Here is a 17456-nt window from a genome sequence, read left to right as displayed (position 1 = left end):
CAGTTCACTCGACCACGAGGTCGTCGCGATGGACGATCTCGTCGCGGCCGCGGAAGCCCAGCAGCCGCTCGATCTCGACGCTCTTGCGGCCGGCGATGCGGCGCGCATCCTCGGCGGCATAGGCGACCAGGCCGCGCGCCAGCACGCGGCCGCCGCGATCCTTCACGTCGACCACGTCGCCACGCCGGAACTCGCCCGCCACCGCGGTGACGCCGGCCGGCAGCAGGCTCTTGCCGGTCGACAGCGCACGCACCGCGCCGTCGTCGACGACCAGCGTGCCGGCGGTCTTGAGCGAGCCCTTGATCCACTTCTTGCGTGCCGACAGGGGCGAGCCCTCGGGCAGGAACCAGCTGCAGCGCGCGGTGCCGTCGATCAGCGCGCCCAGCGCGCCCACCGTGCGGCCGTCGGCGATGGCCATCCGGCAGCCCGCGGCCATGGCGATGCGGCCGGCCATCAGCTTGGTCACCATGCCGCCGTTCGACATCTCCGACGCGGCGACGCCCGCCATCGCCTCGATCCCGGGCGTGATCTCGCGAATCTCGGGGATGAAGGTCGCCGAGGCGTCGCTGCGCGGGTCGCCGGTATAGAGCCCGTCGATGTCGGAAAGCAGCACCAGCGTGTCGGCCGAGATCATCTCGGCGACGCGCGCGCCCAGGCGGTCGTTGTCGCCGAAGCGGATCTCGTCGGTGGCGACCGTATCGTTTTCGTTGATCACCGGGATGGCGCCGAGCCCCAGCAGGGTGGCCATGGTCTGGCGCGCGTTGAGGTAGCGGCGGCGCTCCTCCGAATCGTTCAGGGTCAGCAGGATCTGCGCGACCGTGATGCCGTGCCGTGCCAGCGCCTCCTGATAGGCCTGGGCGAGGCGGATCTGGCCGGTGGCCGCCGCCGCCTGGCTCTCCTCGAGGCGCAGCGGGCCGGCGGCGAGCTTGAGATGCGTGCGGCCGAGGCGAATGGCGCCGGACGAGACCAGCACGACCTCGCAGCCGCCTCTGTGCAGGCGGGCGACGTCGTTGGTCAGGGCTTCGAGCCAGTCGCGCCGGACCTCGCCCTTGGTCTCGTCGACCAGGATCGAGGAGCCGATCTTGACGACCAGCCGCCGTGCGCCGGCGAGCAGGGTCATGCCGCGCTCATGGCCGCGTCCCGGGAGGGCGAACGCTGCTTGTCGACCAGCTTCATCAGCTCGTGCAGCAGCGGCGTCACGCCCTGGCGGGAGACCGCGGAGATGACGTGCACGGTCTTGCGGCTGACCTTGGCGAGCTGGGCGCGCTTGGCCTCGATGTCCTCGGGAGTCATGGCGTCGGTCTTGTTCAGCGCCACGATCTCCTTCTTGCGCGCGAGGTTGCCGCCATAGGCCTTGAGCTCGCGGCGCACCGTGCGGTAGGCGTCGGCCACGTCGTCCTGCGTGCCGTCGACCAGATGCAGCAGCGCGCGGCAGCGTTCGACATGGCCCAGGAAGCGCGTGCCGAGGCCGGCGCCTTCATGAGCGCCCTCGATCAGGCCCGGAATGTCGGCCATCACGAACTCGCGCGCATCGGTGCCGTCGCCCACCTTGACCACGCCGAGGCCGGGATGGAGCGTCGTGAACGGATAGTCGGCGATCTTGGGCCGCGCATTGGTGTTGATGGAGAGGAAGGTCGACTTGCCGGCGTTGGGCAGTCCGATCAGGCCGATGTCGGCGATCAGCTTGAGCCGCAGCCACAGCGCGAGCTCCTCGCCCGGCCAGCCTGGATCGGCGCGGCGCGGCGCACGGTTGGTCGAGCTCTTGTAGTGCAGGTTGCCGTAGCCGCCGTCGCCGCCCTTGGCGATGATCACGCGCTGGCCGATCTCGGTCATGTCGGCCAGCAGGGTCTCGTTGTCCTCGGCGAAGATCTGGGTGCCGCGCGGCAGGCGCAGCACGATGTCCTTGCCCTTGCCGCCGGTGCGCTGGCTGCCCATGCCGTGATGGCCGGTCTCGGCCTTGAAGTGCTGGGCGTAGCGGTAGTCGATCAGCGTGTTGAGGCCGTCGACGCATTCGGCGATCACGTCGCCGCCGCGGCCGCCGTCGCCGCCGTCCGGTCCGCCGAACTCGATGAACTTCTCACGGCGAAAGCCCGCGCATCCGGCGCCGCCGTTGCCGGAGCGGACGTAGATCTTGGCCTGGTCGAGGAACTTCATGAGATGGGGTCCAGAAACGAAAAGGGGGAACGGCGAGCCGCTCCCCCTTCACAATCCAATGGGATGAACGGCGTTACTCGGCGGCGAGCGCCGGTACCGGGAGAACGTTCACTTCGACCTTGCCGCCCGCGCGGGTGCGGAACGACACGACGCCGTCGGCGGTGGCGAAGAGGGTGTGGTCGCGGCCGAGGCCGACATTCTCGCCCGGGTTCATCTTGGTGCCGCGCTGGCGGACCAGGATGTTGCCCGAGATGACCTTCTGGCCGCCGAAGCGCTTCACGCCCAGGCGCTTGCCGTCCGAGTCGCGGCCGTTACGCGAAGAGCCGCCTGCCTTTTTATGTGCCATCGTCCTACTCCGGTCGCTCTGCTCAGGCGACGATCTGTTCGATCTTGACCACCGTCAGGTCCTGACGGTGACCGTTCTTGCGCCGCGAGTTCTGGCGACGGCGCTTCTTGAAGATGATCACGTGCTCGCCGCGGGCCTGCTTGACGATCGAGCCCACGACCTTGGCGCCTTCGACGACCGGCGCGCCGATCTTGTCGCCGACCATCAGCACGTCGGTGAATTCGACCCTGGCGCCGGCCTCGCCGTCGATCTTCTCGACCGTGAGCTGGTCGTCGGCGGCGACCGTGTATTGCTTACCACCCGTGCGGATAACGGCGATCATGATGACACCCGGCTTGAGGTTCCCCGGCCAGAAATGCCGAAAAACACGAAAGAACGCGGCGGACCCGCAGGGCCCGCCGAAGAAGCGCGGAATATACGCACGCCCGCCCTTGAGTCAATGTCGGAGACTTAGGGGCCGATCCGCCGCCCGGACCGCGCCGGGAGGCCGAAAAGCCAGTCGTTTCAAGGTCCTGGGCCGGGACCGGCCCTCGCGACACCCGCCGCCCTCGTCCCTGCGGCCCGCTTTTGATTCGCCAAGGGGCACGATTCGAGCCTCTTTTTCGCCCTCCGCACCGCACCTTGCGGGAAGCTGTTGCTCCTCCAAAGACGCCCGCCTATAAACCCGCGCCCGGAGGGGTGCTAGAGTGGTCGATTAGGACAGTCTCGAAAACTGTTGTGCGTGCAAGCGTACCGTGGGTTCGAATCCCACCCCCTCCGCCATTCGTCCTTGGACTGATAGTCTCTCCCGCCTTGGCGGGGCTACCTAAAGCCCAATAGCTGCGGACATTGCCCGCTGGACCTGTTGACTGGCTTTGCCGCATCGGGCCCCGTTTGGCTCTCTCTACGGCCCATTCTCTCCGAAGCTGATGACTTCGGAATTCGGTACCCATCGTGTAAATCTTTGAAATTATTGGCGGATCGGGAGCGTGGTTCTGCGCATTTCGAATGTGCTTGTGGTCGGGCGGTGGAAACCGGCAGCGAATTACGCTTGGTCGAGGAGCGGTTGATCGAGGCGGCTGCAGTCCTGCGGCGGCTTCCCGCGCAACGGGGTCAGGGTTACTTCAGCACCTGGCCAACGATGTTCGTGGAGTTCAGCGACCTCGTGGGTCAGACGCCCGAACCGATGCGACTGCCACCGCCGTCGGCCGCGGCCATCAGCCGGATGGAGGCGACGCTCGGCTGGATGCCCTGGCTCGAGCCGATCGACGCGAAGATCGCGTGGCTACGGGCCAGTGGGACGCGCTGGAAAGAAATCTGCTGGGAAGTCGGCCTGGCACGCGCCGCCGCCCACGAGCACTGGCTCTACGCGCTTTGCGTCATCGCGTGGCGGTTGAACGGCAGGGGCCGGGTGAAGCGCATCGGCAAGCGGCGGCTGATAGCGTCCACACCTCGGCAAGGCGCGTGACCGGGTACGCCATTAATCGTTTCGGATAATGGCAATATGAATTCAGTTAGTCCTAGTTCTTTGTCCGTTGCATCGCCGCCTCGGAGTTCCAGTAGGCGCGTTGCCCGGTTAGATAATGCTCGTAGTCGTCGGGCGTGCTCCCCTTGGCTCGCAATCCGCTGTTAAGTAACCCAGCTCTAACAACAGGATCACTCAAGACCGAAAGCACATCCTCTGAAATGCGTTGCGCCAGCACCTTTGACATCGATTTGGAACCGAGAAGACCGAGCATGCCTTCGACCGCCAGTTCGGGATAGCCCGACTCAGCAGCGGTGGGGACCTCGGCGAATCCCGGTGCACGCTCTTGGTTCGTCACAGCCACTATACGGAGCCGGCCAGCGGCCACGAACGGCCTCGCGACCGCCAGCGGAACCACCGCCGCGCCTATTCGACTCTCTACCAGGTCGCGTAAGGCATCGGGCCCGCCCTTGTAAGGCACATATGTTGACTGCAGTTGATTGCGCCGCACGAAGGCTTCGAACGCCAGCATCGGGGCACCAGCTGCCGCAAACCAGTTGAGCGAGCCAGGGTTGAGCTTCGCGGCCTCTGATAATGCCTTGAGGGACCGGATGGGGGAAGCTTCAGGGACAACAATCGCAAGATAGTCGGCTGCGATCATAGAAATCGGGCGGAGATCTTTTTGCGGGTCAAACGGCACATCGCGAAGCAGCGGCGTTACAGTTAGCATGCCGGATGGTGCGAGAAGCAGCGTGAATTGATCCTTGGATTCGAGGAGTGCTGTGACGGCAATGATCCCGTCGGCGCCAGGCCGGTTGTCGACAAGCACCACTCTGTTCCATTTAGCGCTGAGCTTGTCGGCCAGCAATCTGGCCGCGAGATCGGGTGAACCGCCCGGCGGTACTGGGGTGAGGATGCGAACATTGCCTTCCGGCAGGAAGGCCTCAGCCCGCGCAGCAATGAAGAAGCCTGGTGTGGCGGCGAGAAACAACGCTCTTCGGCTGATCATCATCCAGTCCTTTAGGTCAGTTGGCTTTTTTGCGCTTTCGACGGCGAAATCCACCGGTCTGCTCGTGGTCGAGGCTACCTGTGACAACGCGATATAAGAGGTCGAGGAACACGGGGCGCTCTGATGCCGACAGGGGTGCCTCGAACCGCTCTTGGGCGGCAAGCATGTGCGGGCGGATCTTCAGCCGCAGGGCATCGCCCTGTTTGGTAAGCCGGAGCGACCGGGCGCGACGATCTTCTGCGGCCACCTTTCGTTCAAGCAGCCGGCGACGCTCCAACTCATCGACCATCTCGCCGATGGTGGTGCGATCAATGCCCAAGGCGTCGCCGAGGCGTCTTTGATCGACACCAGGATTGTCATGGAGTTCTACCAACACGCTGTAGAAGGCTGGATCAAGGTCGAACGGCTCAAGCACCTCGGAAATTAGACCGAGATAGACCTGAAAGAACCGACGCGAGAGCGGGCCGATCTTCCGATGCCGTTCTGGGATCGGGTGCTTGGCGGATGTCTTCACTTCGGGGCGCTTTGTCATTGATCAATATCCTGACGATCAGTAAACTGATCATAAATGGGTGTCAATGTTCGAGAAAATTGGGAGGAGATCATGATTTCCATTAAGGGCGTCATCGCGTTCGTTGGATCCATACTAATCTACGGACAGGCATGCCTGGCTGCCGAGGGCGTCGCCAGCATGCGCAGCGTCCACTCATATACGGCAACGGTCGAACGAGTAGAGACTGCAGCGCGGGAGAAGGGGTTTCAGGTCTTTGGGCGCCTCGACCACGCGGCTGCGGCGGCATCCGTCGGGCAAACGATGCCGCCGTCCACGGTGCTCGTCATCGGCAACCCCCGGATAGGGACCGAGCGGTTTATTCGTTATCCGACCCTGGCAATCGACCTGCCGCTGAAGATCCTCGTTTGGCAGGACGCAACTGGCACCGTAAGCGTAACCTACAACACAGCGAGCCATATGCTCAGCGTGGCTCAGCGACATGGCCTGCAGAGCAGCGATCAGGCAAAGGAACAAGCTGTTCGCACAGAGGCCTTGATGGCCACAATTGCCGAAACAGCAACACGTTAAGCACATGGGTTCGCATCAATGTCTTGAGCGAACAGCCGCAGCTATCTGCCGGATGGAGGGCACGCACGGCTGGATGCCCTGGCTCAAGCCCGTCGACGCAAAGATCACGTGGCTACGAGCCAGCGAAATGCGCTGGAAGTCGATCTGCTGGTCGGTCGGCCTGGCGCGGGCCACGGCGCACGAGCACTTGCTCTATGCGCTCTGCGTCATGGCGTGGCGGCTGAATGGCCGTGCCGCTCCGAAGGGATTGGGGCGCCGGGAACTGATTGGCCGCCTGCGAGCTGTGCAGGCAAGGCAAGCATAGCCCCATGATCCGTCCGCGCGTCTTGGACGGACGACGAAAGCCGGCGGCCACGCTATTGTCGTGACCGCCGGCGGGCGTCAAATATGACTGAAGGAGAATGCGATGACCGGTGCTTGGGGACACCGGCCATCGCTACTCGGGAGCCTCAGGGTGGGTTTGGGACGAGGCTCTTAGTATGTCGAATTGGGTGAGTGTTCGATCGGAGCCGGTTACCAGCCTGCCGAGAGACGCTCAACAGGATTCGAAACCGGGAGCCGTTTTCACGCCGCCCCCAAGTTTTGCTAAGCGGCCATCTCGGCGAGTTCCCTGATTGCAGACACTTTTCGCGCAGACGGATTCGGTCAGAAAAGTTAGATTTCTTGCTATGATCGCGAGAAGAGCGCGCGGGAGCATCGCCATCAACACGAGAACGGCAAGGACCGGTGAAGGGCACATCGGCAGGCCGCTCTTGATCGCTCGCTTGCGTATGTCGTCACGCCGCGGCCTTGTCAGGCAATCAGTGTCCGTCGTGGGTTGCGGCCGCGGACCATGTCGAGGTGGATCGCCCGCGGCACTTTATAAAAGCGCGCGATGATGTAGCGGCCGGTGAGGTAGGCCGCGAGGAATGCAGCGATGCCGGCACCGAATCCGAGCTCGCCCGGTTTGGGTGATATCACCAGCCTGACCAGGGCAAGCAATAGAAGCAGCGCCGCCGCGATTGCGCCATCCCAGGTGCGGGCAACGCGCAGTAACTGCTGCCCAACATCTTGGTTGATCTTCAGCAATGAGCCCGCAAGCGCGCCCAGGAAGAAGCCGACGGCGAGGGCGAGGATCCAAAACTCAATGCGCTGGACTGGTGACACGATCAGTAACACCGCCGCTACGGCGATAGCTAGAGCGGGCGTTGCCACCCATTCGAGGCGCATGGTGGCTTTTTCGCTGAGCTCGTGGCGGATCGAATACAAACCAAGTGCCGCCAGCATCACCGCGGCGAGCGGGTAGAGAAGAACGACGCTCTTCACAAGCGGCTCCATACCTGGATTACAGTCCAAGCGGGCGGGTTTCCGCGTCTCGCGGTAAGGATCTTGCGCCCTTTGATCGACTGCGTGACATTCTGATATCGACAACCTGAAGCTGTCTGAGAAATTATCATCAAGTGTGAATTGTGTGAAGCCATCGGCGGCCCACCCAAGACTTATCGGTGAGCGAAACGATCGCCTTGCCCGCCGCGAGCGGCGCCCGTCGGATCATCGCAAGGGGCCGCGAACTCACGCAGCCCTTGAAGGGTATGTGGAGGCCGAATCACTCTCGAGGCGGTCGTTCAGAAAACGGCACTTGCAGACACTTTTCGCGCAGACGGATTCGGTCAGACAAGGTAGATTTCTTGCTATGATCGCGAGAGGCGCGCGCGGCGGGCATCACCCACAATACGAACGAAAAAGCCGGCGACCACGCATTGGTGCGACCACCGGCTGATTGATCGAGCGGGTGGTGCTCGGCTAATCGACTATTCGATATGTCCGGACGGGGCGCACGACAGTACTCGATATCTTCAGTCCGCGCTCTTTCCTGATTATCCGAGACAATGCGACCATTACGCTTTGTGGTTGCCAGTCCAACGCCCGGCATAGTTGATCGAGTGTTGCCCCCTCTGGACGACGTAGCATCGCTTCCAGCCTGTCGTGCTTTGCCGGCCGCTTGCTGGAAGTTGGATTCAAGGGAGGCCGGGTGGCAGAGATTGAGGGGATGTCATAGGCTTGGGCATATCCCGGCGCCTCCCGCCACCGTCTCCAGTCGTCGGGGTCGTTGTCGCTCCAGCCGCCCTCCGGCGGCAGCCAGATGCGACCGTTGTAGGAGATCCGGGCGACTACCTGATTGCCCTTGAACACGTGCGGTGATGGGAAGTTCCCGCCACCGAGGTTATGGCGCACGATGTAAGCGCGCGCGGCTGCTGCTGCCTGCTGCAGCGTATCGACCATGATCTCCTCGGTCGGGGACATCGGCTGATACGGGTCTTGGCCGAAGTCCGGGTTGCCGACCGAGCGCAGGATGATGCGGTACATCAGCCGCTACTCGGCTATGCGGTACACGCGACCGCGGTCGTCGACCTTCTCGGACTCGACATTGAGCTCGAGCTTCTTTTTCAGTGCCCCGGCAATGGCTCCACGTACCGTGTGTGACTGCCAGTGCAGCGCCTTGGCGATCTCGGCGATGGTCGCGCCGTCCGGCTGCTTGAGCATGGCGATGAGCTGCGACTGCTTGCTCTCGGCGCGAGGCGCACTGGCGGTCTTGGCTGCGCCCTTGGCATTCTTGGCAGTTGCGTGCTTGGTCGTGCGCTTGGCGCGCGTGCTGGTTGAAGCTTTCGACATGACGTGGACCCTTTCGATGAAACGGGCCACGACCATCGCGGCCCGGTGATCATGACCGCTTCAATCGCGGCACGAGCCAAGCACACAAGCGGATCATTCGATTGCTTTATTGGGAGCAACACGATCATGGGATTACAAGCGCTGCAGCCTCGCGTCGGGCTGGCAGATCTGCGCACGGCGGCACTGCCGCCGAAGGTGGCGGAACCGTTCTACTCGTCGCCGGCATGGATCGCGCTGCGCGATCGTGTTCGACGTGAAGCAGGTGGACGTTGTCAGGTGGACGGATGCGGTCGCGTTGAGCGTCGCATGTTCGTCGACCACATCGTCGAACTGAAAGACGGTGGCGCGCCGCTGGAGCGCACGAACGTCTGGCTGCTCTGCGCGTCGCACCACAGCCTCAAGACCGTGGCAGAGCGCGCGAAGCGCACGGCGCGGAGGCCGGGGGGACCTTGATCCTTGGGGCTTTTGGGGCGCGCTGCCGGACGGGGGCGCACGCAGAGAATTTTTCCCGTCCGCCAATACCTCCAAGAATCGGCCCTTCCCGGGCCTCTACCTGAAGGGGAACGATGACCGCTGAGACGGCCGTACTGCCAGGTACGGGCTGGAAGCCCGCGCTTGCGCCCCCGGCCGGCCTGGTGTGGCCGGCAGAAAGCGGAGAGCACCGATTCGCGGCGAGGGAGGTACTGGAAGATTGGCGCCCGATCCCCGGTCACCCCGGCTACGAGGCCAGCGACCATGGTCGCGTGCGGTCGATTGACCGATTGATTCCCGACGGTCGGCGGCTGAGGGGACGCGTCCTCAAGCTGTTCAAGGCAAACGCCTACCTGTACGTGTCCCTTGGAAAGTCGGCGAAGCGCGGCGTCCACCGCGTTGTGGCGCTGGCCTTCTTCGGACTCCCGCCATCGTCGAAGCATGAGGCTGCGCACTGGGACGGCAATACGCTCAACAATCGAGCGAGCAACATCAGGTGGGCCACACGGGCGGAGAACGAGCAGGATAAGCGGCGGCACGGCACCTATGCGAGGCCGATCAACTTCTTCAAACCTGGCCAGAAGAAGCGCGGACCTCCGCGATCGCGCCACCCTCAGGCCGACGCGATACTCAAGCGCCGAAGTGAAGGCGCGACATTCGCGATGATCGCCGCAGATTTCGGCATGAGCAAATCAGGCGCGTACGGGGTGTTGAAATGGCGCACGTGAAGGAGGCCCAGCCAACTCAGCTGTGGCCGGCAGATCGCGTGGAGCGTCGGCCGGTGGCCGGCTTGGTGCCCTCAGCGCGCAACGCACGTACCCACAGCGCCGAGCAGATCGCGCAGATCGCGGCGTCGATCCGGGAATTTGGATGGACGATTCCGGCGCTTGTGGACGAGCAAGGCACGATCATCGCCGGCCACGGACGCATTCTGGCGGCGCAGAGCCTCGGCATCTCCGAGGTGCCGGTGATGGTGGCGACCGGCTGGTCAGAGGCGCAGCGGCGCGCCTACGTCATCGCCGACAACAAGCTGGCGCTGAATGCGGGCTGGGACGCCGAACTGCTGCCTGTCGAGCTCGGCGACCTCAAGGCGATGGGCTTCGACCTCGGGTTGACCGGCTTCGGCGAACTCGAGTTGGGCAAGCTGCTGCTCGGCACCGATAGCGATGGCGACCTGGACGAGGCGCCCGAGCTGCCTGCCGACCCCATCAGCAAGCCCGGCGACCTCTGGATCTGCGGCGAGCACCGTGTGCTGTGCGGCGACGCGACGGTCCGCGCCGACGTCGATCGGCTGCTCGACGGCGAACTGGCGGACATGGCGTTCACCGATCCGCCGTACAACGTGAACTACGCCAACTCGGCCAAGGACAAGCTGCGCGGCAAGAACCGGCCGATCCTGAACGATGCGCTGGGCGAGGGGTTCGAAGCCCTTCTCCACGCCGCCAGCGTCAACATGCTCGCCGTCACCAAGGGCGCGATCTACATCTGCATGTCGTCGTCAGAACTCGACACGCTGCAGAAGGCGTTCCGCGAAGCCGGCGGCAAGTGGTCGACCTTCGTGATCTGGGCCAAGAACACGTTTACGCTCGGCCGCGCTGACTACCAGCGCCAGTACGAGCCGATCCTCTACGGCTGGAAGGACGGCGCCGATCACTACTGGTGCGGCGCGCGCGATCAGGGCGACGTCTGGTTCTTCGACAAGCCTGTGAAGAACGACCTGCATCCGACGATGAAGCCGGTGGCGCTGGTTGAGCGTGCCATCAGGAACTCTTCGAAGAGCCGGGATATCGTGCTCGATCCCTTCGGCGGGTCAGGCACGACGATGATTGCTGCGGAGCGAACGGGGCGGCGGGCGCGGCTGCTGGAACTCGATCCGCGGTACGTCGATGTGATTGTGCAGCGGTGGCAGGGGACGACTGGTGCTCGTGCCTGTCACGCCCTCACGGGTGACCAATTTCCAACGACCTAAGCAGCCTTCCGCTTGCGTTCCACGGTCTTCGTGGCCCGCCGGGCCGGTGGTTGGACGGCAAGGGAGAAGCCAAGCGACCGGATAACGCCGAGCAGAGTCGTCAGCTTGGGGTCGCCAGTGGGGCTCAGTGTCTTGTAGAGCGCCTCGCGCGTCACACCTGCGCCGCGGGCGACCTTGGCCATCCCCCGCGCTCGTGCAATGACGCCAAGGGCGTTGGCGATGTACCCGGCATCGCCCGACTCCAGGGCGTCGGTCAGCAGCTCAGCCTGAGCCTTGGCAGAACCAAGGTAGCGCGCCGCATCAAAGGCGATCGTCTTCGTAGCCATCTTCAATCCTCCAGGTCCGCCGCCAAAGCTTTTGCCGCCCTGATGTCGCGAGACTGCGTACGTTTGTCTCCGCCACACAGCAGGACAATCATGATCTTCCCCCGTTGTACGAAGTACACTCGGTAACCGGGGCCGTAGTCGATCCGCAACTCGGAGACGCCCTCTCCAACTGGCTTGACGTCTCCGAGGAGCCCCGACTGCAAGCGCACGATACGCTGGGCAATACGCTCAGCAGCGCGCTGGTCGGCAAGTCGTTCCAGCCAGCGGCTGAAGACAACAGTCTGGCGTACCTCGAACACGTGTAACCTCTAGGTTACTGGCGGTGAGGCGTCAACTGCAGATTACAGATGCAACAGTGCGCCGGATGGCACCCAACCATAGGATTTCCAAGTGACCCGCCCTGGACGCGGACGGCCCCCGCATGTACCGACCGACGAGACCCGCAACCTGGTCGAATCCCTGTCCGGCTTCGGCATCCCCCAGGGCGAGATCGCCCGCCTGGTCGGCATCGACCCGAAGACGCTGCGCTTCCACTACGCCGACCAGATCGAGCTGGGGAGCATCAAGGCTACGGCCAAGGTGGCGCAGAACCTGTTCACCATGGCGTGCAAGCCGACGCGGGAAGGCCTGTCGGCGGCGATCTTCTGGCTGAAAGTGCGGGCGGGCTGGTCGGAGTACGCGCCGAAGCGCGTGGAAGAGCCTCTGGGCAAGAAGGAGGCGGCCGAACGTGATGCGCTGACGGCAGGCGACGGCACCGAGTGGGGCCGCTTGGTCAACTGAGATGGAGCCGTGGTCGCTGGCCGTACCGGATTGGCGAGATCGCATCTCGCATCCGGGCGGGTCGATCGCTGCTGCCTGATTTGCCGCACCTCAACCGGGCCCAGGCCAACCGGGCGATCGCGATCTTCAACAAGCTGCGGCTGCCCGACGTGATCGGCACGCCGGCGCTGGCGGAGGCGGGGGCGGACTGGTTCCGCGAGATCGTCGGCGCGCTGCACGGGTCGTTCGACCCGGTCGCCCGGGAGCGGATGATCCGCGAGATCTTTCTGCTGGCGCCGAAGAAGAGTTCGAAGACGTCGTACGCCGCGGCTCTGATGGTGACGACGCTGCTGATGAACGAGCGGCCGAGGGCAGAATTCCTGCTGGTGGCGCCAACGGTGTCGCTGGCCCACATAGCCTTCAGCCAGGCGCTGGGCATGGTCGACAAGGATCCCGACGGGTTCCTCAGGAAGCGCCTGCACGTGCAGGAGCATTTGCGGAAGATCACCGATCGTCGGACCAAAGCTACCCTGGAGATCAAGGCGTTCGACACCACGGTGCTCACGGGCGTGAAGCCTACCGGCGTACTGCTCGACGAACTGCACGAGATCGCCAAGGTCGCGGCGGCCGAGCGGATCATCGGCCAGTTGCGGGGCGGGCTGCTGCCCAACCCCGAGGGCTTCCTGGTGTTCATCACGACCCAGTCCGACGAGCCGCCACGAGGGGCGTTTCGAGCCGAGCTGATGGTGGCGCGCGCCATCCGGGACGGTAAGACCCGGGGAGCGATGCTCCCGGTGCTCTACGAGTTCCCCGAGGACATCGCCAACGACACCGCTGACCCGCCGGCGTGGCAGGATTCCAGCAAGTGGTGGATGGTGACGCCGAACCGCGACCGGTCGGTCACGATCAAGCGGCTGGAAGACGACTGGGCCCAGGCGAAGGCCAAGGGGCAGGGCGAGATCATTCGCTGGGCCTCCCAGCATCTCAACATCGAGATCGGGTTGGCGCTTCGCTCCGATCGCTGGGTCGGTGCCGACCTCTGGCAGCGGGCGGCGGACAGGACCCTCACCCTGGACGCCCTGATCGAGCGGAGCGAGGTGGTGGTGATCGGCATCGACGGAGGCGGCCTGGACGATCTGCTGGGCCTGGCAGTACTCGGTCGAGACAGGGTCACCCGCCACTGGCTGCTGTGGTCGCGGGCGTGGGCCCACGGTTCGGTGCTGGAACGGCGCAAAAGTGAGGCCTCGGTGCTCCGTGACTTCGAAACCGCCGGCGAATTGCGAATTGTCGCCAACCTGGGCGACGACATCGCCGAGATAGCTACCTTGGCCGAGCGGGTCGACGAGACTGGCAAGCTGGGATCCGTCGGCCTCGATCCGTTCGGCGTCGGCGCCATCGTGGACGCCTTGGCCGAAGTGGGGATTGCCGGCAACGACCGGGTGGTCGGTATCACGCAGGGTTGGAAGCTCACCGGCGCGATCAAGACGGCAGAGCGCAAGCTGGCCGATGGCACGCTGGTTCATGGCGGGATGGGACTGATGGCCTGGGCGGTGGGCAACGCGAAGGTCGAGCCCAAGGGCAATGCCATCGTGATCACGAAACAGGCTTCGGGAACGGCCAAGATCGATCCGCTGATGGCGGCGTTCAACGCGGTTGCCCTGATGGCCATGAATCCTCAGGCCGCCGGACGGTCATATCTGCGGTCGAGCGAGATGCTCGTTCTTTAGAGGGAAGCATGATGAAGCTGCTCGCCACCGCCGTGCGCACAATTGCAGGGGCGGTGCCCGGTCTTGCCCGCGATCTGGCCGGCCTCTGCGGTGTCGGCCTCGTGTCCTACGGGGCCTGGATGATCTACCCGCCCGCCGGTTTCATCACCGCGGGCATTCTGCTGATTGTCGGCACCCTGATGATTGCGCTCGGCAATCGCGCGGCGGACTGATGGCAGGATTGTTCGGCTCCCTGGCGTCCAGCCTGCGACGCCGCGAGCTGAAAGCGACCGACGCCGGAAACCTCAGCTGGGCGGCGCTGTTCGGCCAGCAGAACTCGCGTGCCGGCGTGTCGGTCAACGTCGACAGCGCGCTGAAAGTCTCGACGGTGTTTGCCTGCCTGCGGGTGCTGGCCGACGGCATCGCGCAGGTGCCGTTAAAAGTTTACCGGGAGAAGGCCGACGGCTCGAAGGAGCTGGCGAAGGACCATCCGGCCTACCGGCTGCTGTCGCGCCGCCCGAACGAGTGGATGACGTCCTTCGAGTTCCGGCAGGTCATGATGTTTCATGCTGTTCTGCTTGGGAACGGCTGCGCCTATATAGGCCGCGTCCGCGGCGTGCCGCGCGAGCTGATCCCGCTGGTGCCGGGCAGTTATACGATCGAGCAGGCCAGCGACTACACGCTGACCTACCGGCTAACCGGCCTGAATGGACAGGCGACGGTCCTGCCACGCGAGGATGTGTTCCATCTGCGGGGCCCCAGTTGGACCGGCGTCGCCGGCCTCGACGCCCTGCAGGTCGCGCGCGAGGCGGTGGGGCTTGCCATCGCCACTGAGGAAACTCACGCCGCCCTTCATGCCAACGGCACGCAGCCGGGCGGTGTGCTGTCGATCAAGGGGGCGTTGGACGATGCGGCCCGCGCCCGTCTGAAGGAGGCGTGGTCACAGTATCAGGGTGGGATGCAGAACAAGTTCAAGACGGCCGTGCTCGACATGGACAGCACCTGGACGCCGCTTGGCATGAAGGGAGTCGATGCCGAGCATCTCGACACGCGGCGCTTCCAGATCGAGGAGATCTGCCGTGACCTAAAAGTGTTCCCGCAGATGGTGGGCTACGCCGACAAGACGGCGACCTTCGCCTCGGCGGAGGCGTTCTTTCTGGCCCACGTCATCCACACGCTCAATCCATGGATCGAGAACTGGGAGCAGTCGCTGGCCCGCGACCTCTTCCCCGACGAGGACGACATCGTCGCGAAGTTTTCCATGCAGGGCCTCCTGCGCGGCGACAACGCGGCGCGTGCCACCTTCTATGCCAGCGGCATCACCAATGGCTGGCTCACACGCAACGAGGCGCGGCGGTTGGAAGATCTGAACCCGATCGAGGGGCTGGGCGAGCCGCTGCTGCCCCTCAACATGAGCACACAGGGCGAGCGCGCCCGGCCGCTACCGCCTGGAGGCAACTGACATGCTGCGTACCACCCGGCCGTTCGAGCTGAAGTTCGCGAGCGACACGAAGCCGGGGTCTTTCTCCGGTTACGGCGCGGTGTTCGACAACATCGACGACGGCGGCGACATGATCGTCAAAGGCGCTTTCAGGGACACGCTCGCCGAGTGGAAGGCCAAGGGCAAGATGCCGAAGATGCTGTGGCATCACGGTCTTGGCATGTCGTCGGAGGACCTGCTGCCGATCGGCTACTGGACCGGCATGGAGGAGGACGACCACGGCCTGAGGGTCGAGGGCCAGCTCATCGCCCTGGATACCGACCGCGGCCGCACCCTGCACGAAGGCATGATGGCCGAGGCGATCGACGCCATGTCGATCACCTACTCGGTCGTGGAGAGCTCCTACGGGAAGCTCGCGGGCGAGACCTTCCGCTCCATCAGCAAGCTCGACCTTTACGAGGTGGGCCCCGTGCTGTGGGGCATGAACGAGCAGGCTGGGATCGAGGGCGCCAAGGCGTCGAAGAACATCAAGACCATCCGAGATTTCGAAAGCTTCCTGCGGGATGCAGGCGGGTTTTCGATTGCTGCCGCCAAGGCGATAGCCAGCGGCGGTTACAAGGCCAATCCGACCCCTCGGGATGAGGGCGGGACGGCGAAGGAGCTGGAGGCACTGCGCGACCGTGCCACCAGCGTTTTCTCCCCCTGAACCGAAGGACAGGACAATGAATTTAGGCAATCTGCGCCGCATCGAGCGCAAGGATGACGGCGGCGCCAATGTCGCCGCCGAGGTCAAGAAGGTCGTCGACCCGCTGATGACGGGCTTCGAGGAGTTCAAGAAGACGAACGATCAGCGCCTGGCCGAGATCGAGAAGAAGGGGGCGGCCGATCCCCTGACGTTGGAAAAGCTCAACAGGATCGAGGCCGACCTCGCCCGGACCGAAGAGGTGAACCAGAAGCTGGTCGCCATCGAGCGGGAGGCCAAGGCCGCGATCGAGCGCGAGCAGGAGCTGCGCGAGACCATCGACAGGCTGGAACTCAAGCTCAAGCGGCCCTTGATGGGCGGCGAAGACCTCAAACTGCAGCGCAAGGTCACACACGCGACCTGGGCACGCGCGGCGGTCCTGTCTTCGATGGGGGGAACGCCGCTCTCGGACGAGCACCGCAAGGTGCTGGCCGACGTCGAGACCGAATGCAAGTCGCTCTCGATCCAGAACGACACGACCGGCGGCTACCTGGCGCCTCCGGAGTATGTGAAAGAGATCATCAAGGGCATCACCGAGATGTCGCCGGTTCGCTCCCTGGTCCGGGTCCGCTCGACCGGGGCCAAGTCGATCATGCTGCCTAAGCGCACCGGCCAGTTTGCCGCGCGCCGCGTCGGCGAGCAGGAGACCCGCACTGAGACCACCGGTCTCACCTGGGGCATGATCGAGATCGTGGCCCCGGAGATGTGTGCGCTGATCGATATCAGCCGGCAGAACCTGGAAGATTCGGCTTTTGATCTGGAAGCCGAGCTGCGGCTGGAGGCCGACGAGCAGTTCGCGGTCAAGGAAGGCGCCGAGGTCGTGTCGGGCACGGGCGTCAACCAGTGCGAGGGGTTTTTGACCAACACCGACGTGGGCTCGACTGTCTCGGGGTCCGCGGCCACCGTGGCGGACGCCAACGGCCAGGCGGACGGCATCCTCACCCTGAAACACGCGATCAAGACGGCTTATACGCGCAATGCCACCTGGGCGCTGAACCGCACCACGCTGGGCTCGGTCCGCAAGCTGAAAGATGGCAACAAGCAGTACATCTGGATGCCCGGGATTGCGCTCGGCAAGCCCAACACCATCGATGGCGACCCGTATGTAGAAGTGCCCGACATGCCGAGCGAGGGGGCGAATACCTACCCGATCGCCTACGGCGACTTCGCCCGGGCTTATACGCTGGTCGATCGCCTCGCCATGTCGCTCCAGCGCGACAACCTCACCCAGGCGACCAGCGGCAATGTCCGCTTCCTGTTCTGGAAGCGTGTTGGCGGTGCGGTGACGCTGGCCGAGGCCATTCGCAAGCTGAAGTGCTCGACCTGATCGGTCGGCACGGACCGGACAAACATCGA

Annotated in this window: 22 protein-coding genes, 1 tRNA gene and 1 pseudogene; 13 read left to right on the top strand and 11 right to left on the bottom strand. The window is 64.4% G+C overall.

Translation table 11 applies throughout. From position 1 onward, the window contains the following. Positions 1 to 4: 4 nt before the first annotated feature. The 4 genes and pseudogenes from proB to rplU form a co-directional block, all read right to left on the bottom strand. Positions 5 to 1120 carry a glutamate 5-kinase gene (proB, locus tag Q7V45_RS10530; protein ID WP_304851268.1) on the bottom strand — a complete coding sequence of 372 codons (1116 nt, stop codon included), beginning with the start codon at positions 1118 to 1120 and terminating at the stop codon, positions 5 to 7. Beyond that, the gene (gene obgE / locus Q7V45_RS10525; protein WP_304851265.1) at positions 1117 to 2154 is read right to left on the bottom strand and encodes a GTPase ObgE; all 1038 of its coding nucleotides are present in this window, start codon (positions 2152 to 2154) and stop codon (positions 1117 to 1119) included. The genes proB and obgE overlap by 4 nt, the downstream gene beginning before the upstream one ends. A 73-nt stretch (positions 2155 to 2227) precedes the next feature. Next, positions 2228 to 2500, bottom strand: coding sequence for a 50S ribosomal protein L27 (gene rpmA / locus Q7V45_RS10520; RefSeq protein WP_304851262.1), 273 nt, complete (start codon positions 2498 to 2500; stop codon positions 2228 to 2230). A gap of 28 nt (positions 2501 to 2528) precedes the next feature. Then, positions 2529 to 2822 (bottom strand): annotated as a pseudogene (gene rplU / locus Q7V45_RS10515) (50S ribosomal protein L21); the annotation flags it as partial. 350 nt (positions 2823 to 3172) lie between these two features. Between rplU and Q7V45_RS10510 the strand changes: the two are divergent. Together Q7V45_RS10510 and Q7V45_RS10505 are read left to right on the top strand one after the other, a co-directional pair. Further along, a tRNA-Ser gene (locus tag Q7V45_RS10510) sits at positions 3173 to 3262 on the top strand. A 244-nt stretch (positions 3263 to 3506) separates the two neighbouring features. Next, positions 3507 to 3947, top strand: a complete 441-nt coding sequence (locus Q7V45_RS10505; protein WP_304851256.1) for a DUF6362 family protein — start codon at positions 3507 to 3509, stop codon at positions 3945 to 3947. A 52-nt stretch (positions 3948 to 3999) separates the two neighbouring features. Here the strand turns inward: Q7V45_RS10505 and Q7V45_RS10500 are convergent, their stop codons facing one another. Together Q7V45_RS10500 and Q7V45_RS10495 are read right to left on the bottom strand one after the other, a co-directional pair. Continuing rightward, positions 4000 to 5007, bottom strand: coding sequence for a tripartite tricarboxylate transporter substrate binding protein (locus Q7V45_RS10500; protein WP_304851254.1), 1008 nt, complete (start codon positions 5005 to 5007; stop codon positions 4000 to 4002). After that, positions 4970 to 5485 carry a MarR family winged helix-turn-helix transcriptional regulator gene (locus Q7V45_RS10495; protein ID WP_304851251.1) on the bottom strand — a complete coding sequence of 172 codons (516 nt, stop codon included), beginning with the start codon at positions 5483 to 5485 and terminating at the stop codon, positions 4970 to 4972. The genes Q7V45_RS10500 and Q7V45_RS10495 overlap by 38 nt, the downstream gene beginning before the upstream one ends. 72 nt (positions 5486 to 5557) lie before the next feature. Between Q7V45_RS10495 and Q7V45_RS10490 the strand changes: the two genes are divergently transcribed. Then, positions 5558 to 6034: a DUF302 domain-containing protein gene (locus tag Q7V45_RS10490; RefSeq protein WP_304851248.1), complete on the top strand. Its 477-nt coding sequence runs from the start codon at positions 5558 to 5560 to the stop codon at positions 6032 to 6034. 4 nt (positions 6035 to 6038) lie between these two features. Further along, positions 6039 to 6338: a DUF6362 family protein gene (locus Q7V45_RS10485; RefSeq protein WP_304851245.1), complete on the top strand. Its 300-nt coding sequence runs from the start codon at positions 6039 to 6041 to the stop codon at positions 6336 to 6338. Between the two features lie 488 nt (positions 6339 to 6826). Here the strand turns inward: Q7V45_RS10485 and Q7V45_RS10480 are convergent, their stop codons facing one another. The 3 genes from Q7V45_RS10480 to Q7V45_RS10470 all read right to left on the bottom strand — a co-directional run bounded on the left by Q7V45_RS10480 (position 6827) and on the right by Q7V45_RS10470 (position 8686). Beyond that, positions 6827 to 7339, bottom strand: a complete 513-nt coding sequence (locus tag Q7V45_RS10480) for a hypothetical protein (protein WP_304851242.1) — start codon at positions 7337 to 7339, stop codon at positions 6827 to 6829. 477 nt (positions 7340 to 7816) lie between these two features. Continuing rightward, positions 7817 to 8380 (bottom strand): DUF3489 domain-containing protein, encoded by a 564-nt coding sequence (locus Q7V45_RS10475; protein ID WP_304851239.1) that lies wholly within the window; start codon positions 8378 to 8380, stop codon positions 7817 to 7819. A 6-nt stretch (positions 8381 to 8386) separates the two neighbouring features. Further along, a complete protein-coding gene (locus tag Q7V45_RS10470; protein ID WP_304851236.1) occupies positions 8387 to 8686 on the bottom strand; it encodes a DUF3489 domain-containing protein in 300 nt (99 codons plus the stop codon). Between the two features lie 3 nt (positions 8687 to 8689). Between Q7V45_RS10470 and Q7V45_RS10465 the strand changes: the two genes are divergently transcribed. From Q7V45_RS10465 to Q7V45_RS10455, 3 genes are all read left to right on the top strand, one after another. Then, entirely contained in the window at positions 8690 to 9139 is a 450-nt protein-coding gene (locus Q7V45_RS10465) for an HNH endonuclease signature motif containing protein (RefSeq protein ID WP_304851233.1), read from the top strand. Between the two features lie 113 nt (positions 9140 to 9252). Beyond that, positions 9253 to 9885: an NUMOD4 motif-containing HNH endonuclease gene (locus Q7V45_RS10460; RefSeq protein WP_304851230.1), complete on the top strand. Its 633-nt coding sequence runs from the start codon at positions 9253 to 9255 to the stop codon at positions 9883 to 9885. Beyond that, entirely contained in the window at positions 9873 to 11126 is a 1254-nt protein-coding gene (locus Q7V45_RS10455) for a site-specific DNA-methyltransferase (protein WP_304851227.1), read from the top strand. The genes Q7V45_RS10460 and Q7V45_RS10455 overlap by 13 nt, the downstream gene beginning before the upstream one ends. Here the strand turns inward: Q7V45_RS10455 and Q7V45_RS10450 are convergent. Next, entirely contained in the window at positions 11123 to 11452 is a 330-nt protein-coding gene (locus Q7V45_RS10450; RefSeq protein WP_304851223.1) for an addiction module antidote protein, read from the bottom strand. The genes Q7V45_RS10455 and Q7V45_RS10450 overlap by 4 nt on opposite strands. A gap of 2 nt (positions 11453 to 11454) precedes the next feature. Further along, positions 11455 to 11751, bottom strand: a complete 297-nt coding sequence (locus Q7V45_RS10445) for a type II toxin-antitoxin system RelE/ParE family toxin (RefSeq protein ID WP_304851220.1) — start codon at positions 11749 to 11751, stop codon at positions 11455 to 11457. A gap of 91 nt (positions 11752 to 11842) precedes the next feature. Between Q7V45_RS10445 and Q7V45_RS10440 the strand changes: the two genes are divergently transcribed. The 6 genes from Q7V45_RS10440 to Q7V45_RS10415 are packed head-to-tail and all read left to right on the top strand — an operon-like array spanning position 11843 to position 17427. Continuing rightward, entirely contained in the window at positions 11843 to 12232 is a 390-nt protein-coding gene (locus Q7V45_RS10440; protein ID WP_304851217.1) for a hypothetical protein, read from the top strand. Beyond that, positions 12211 to 13938, top strand: coding sequence for a terminase large subunit (locus tag Q7V45_RS10435; protein ID WP_304851214.1), 1728 nt, complete (start codon positions 12211 to 12213; stop codon positions 13936 to 13938). The genes Q7V45_RS10440 and Q7V45_RS10435 overlap by 22 nt, the downstream gene beginning before the upstream one ends. An 8-nt stretch (positions 13939 to 13946) precedes the next feature. Then, positions 13947 to 14150, top strand: a complete 204-nt coding sequence (locus Q7V45_RS10430) for a hypothetical protein (protein ID WP_304851211.1) — start codon at positions 13947 to 13949, stop codon at positions 14148 to 14150. After that, positions 14150 to 15379 (top strand): phage portal protein, encoded by a 1230-nt coding sequence (locus tag Q7V45_RS10425; RefSeq protein ID WP_304851208.1) that lies wholly within the window; start codon positions 14150 to 14152, stop codon positions 15377 to 15379. The genes Q7V45_RS10430 and Q7V45_RS10425 overlap by 1 nt, the downstream gene beginning before the upstream one ends. Position 15380: 1 nt before the next feature. Continuing rightward, positions 15381 to 16064, top strand: coding sequence for an HK97 family phage prohead protease (locus Q7V45_RS10420; RefSeq protein WP_304851205.1), 684 nt, complete (start codon positions 15381 to 15383; stop codon positions 16062 to 16064). Between the two features lie 16 nt (positions 16065 to 16080). Further along, positions 16081 to 17427 carry a phage major capsid protein gene (locus Q7V45_RS10415; RefSeq protein WP_304851202.1) on the top strand — a complete coding sequence of 449 codons (1347 nt, stop codon included), beginning with the start codon at positions 16081 to 16083 and terminating at the stop codon, positions 17425 to 17427. The last annotated feature ends 29 nt before the right edge of the window (positions 17428 to 17456 follow it).

The sequence above is a fragment of the Reyranella sp. genome, assembly GCF_030651995.1.
In the GTDB taxonomy this organism is placed as follows: Bacteria; Pseudomonadota; Alphaproteobacteria; order Reyranellales; family Reyranellaceae; genus Reyranella.
The sequence above is the reverse complement of the archived record's forward strand: the minus strand, read 5'-3'. Positions and strand labels throughout refer to the sequence as shown.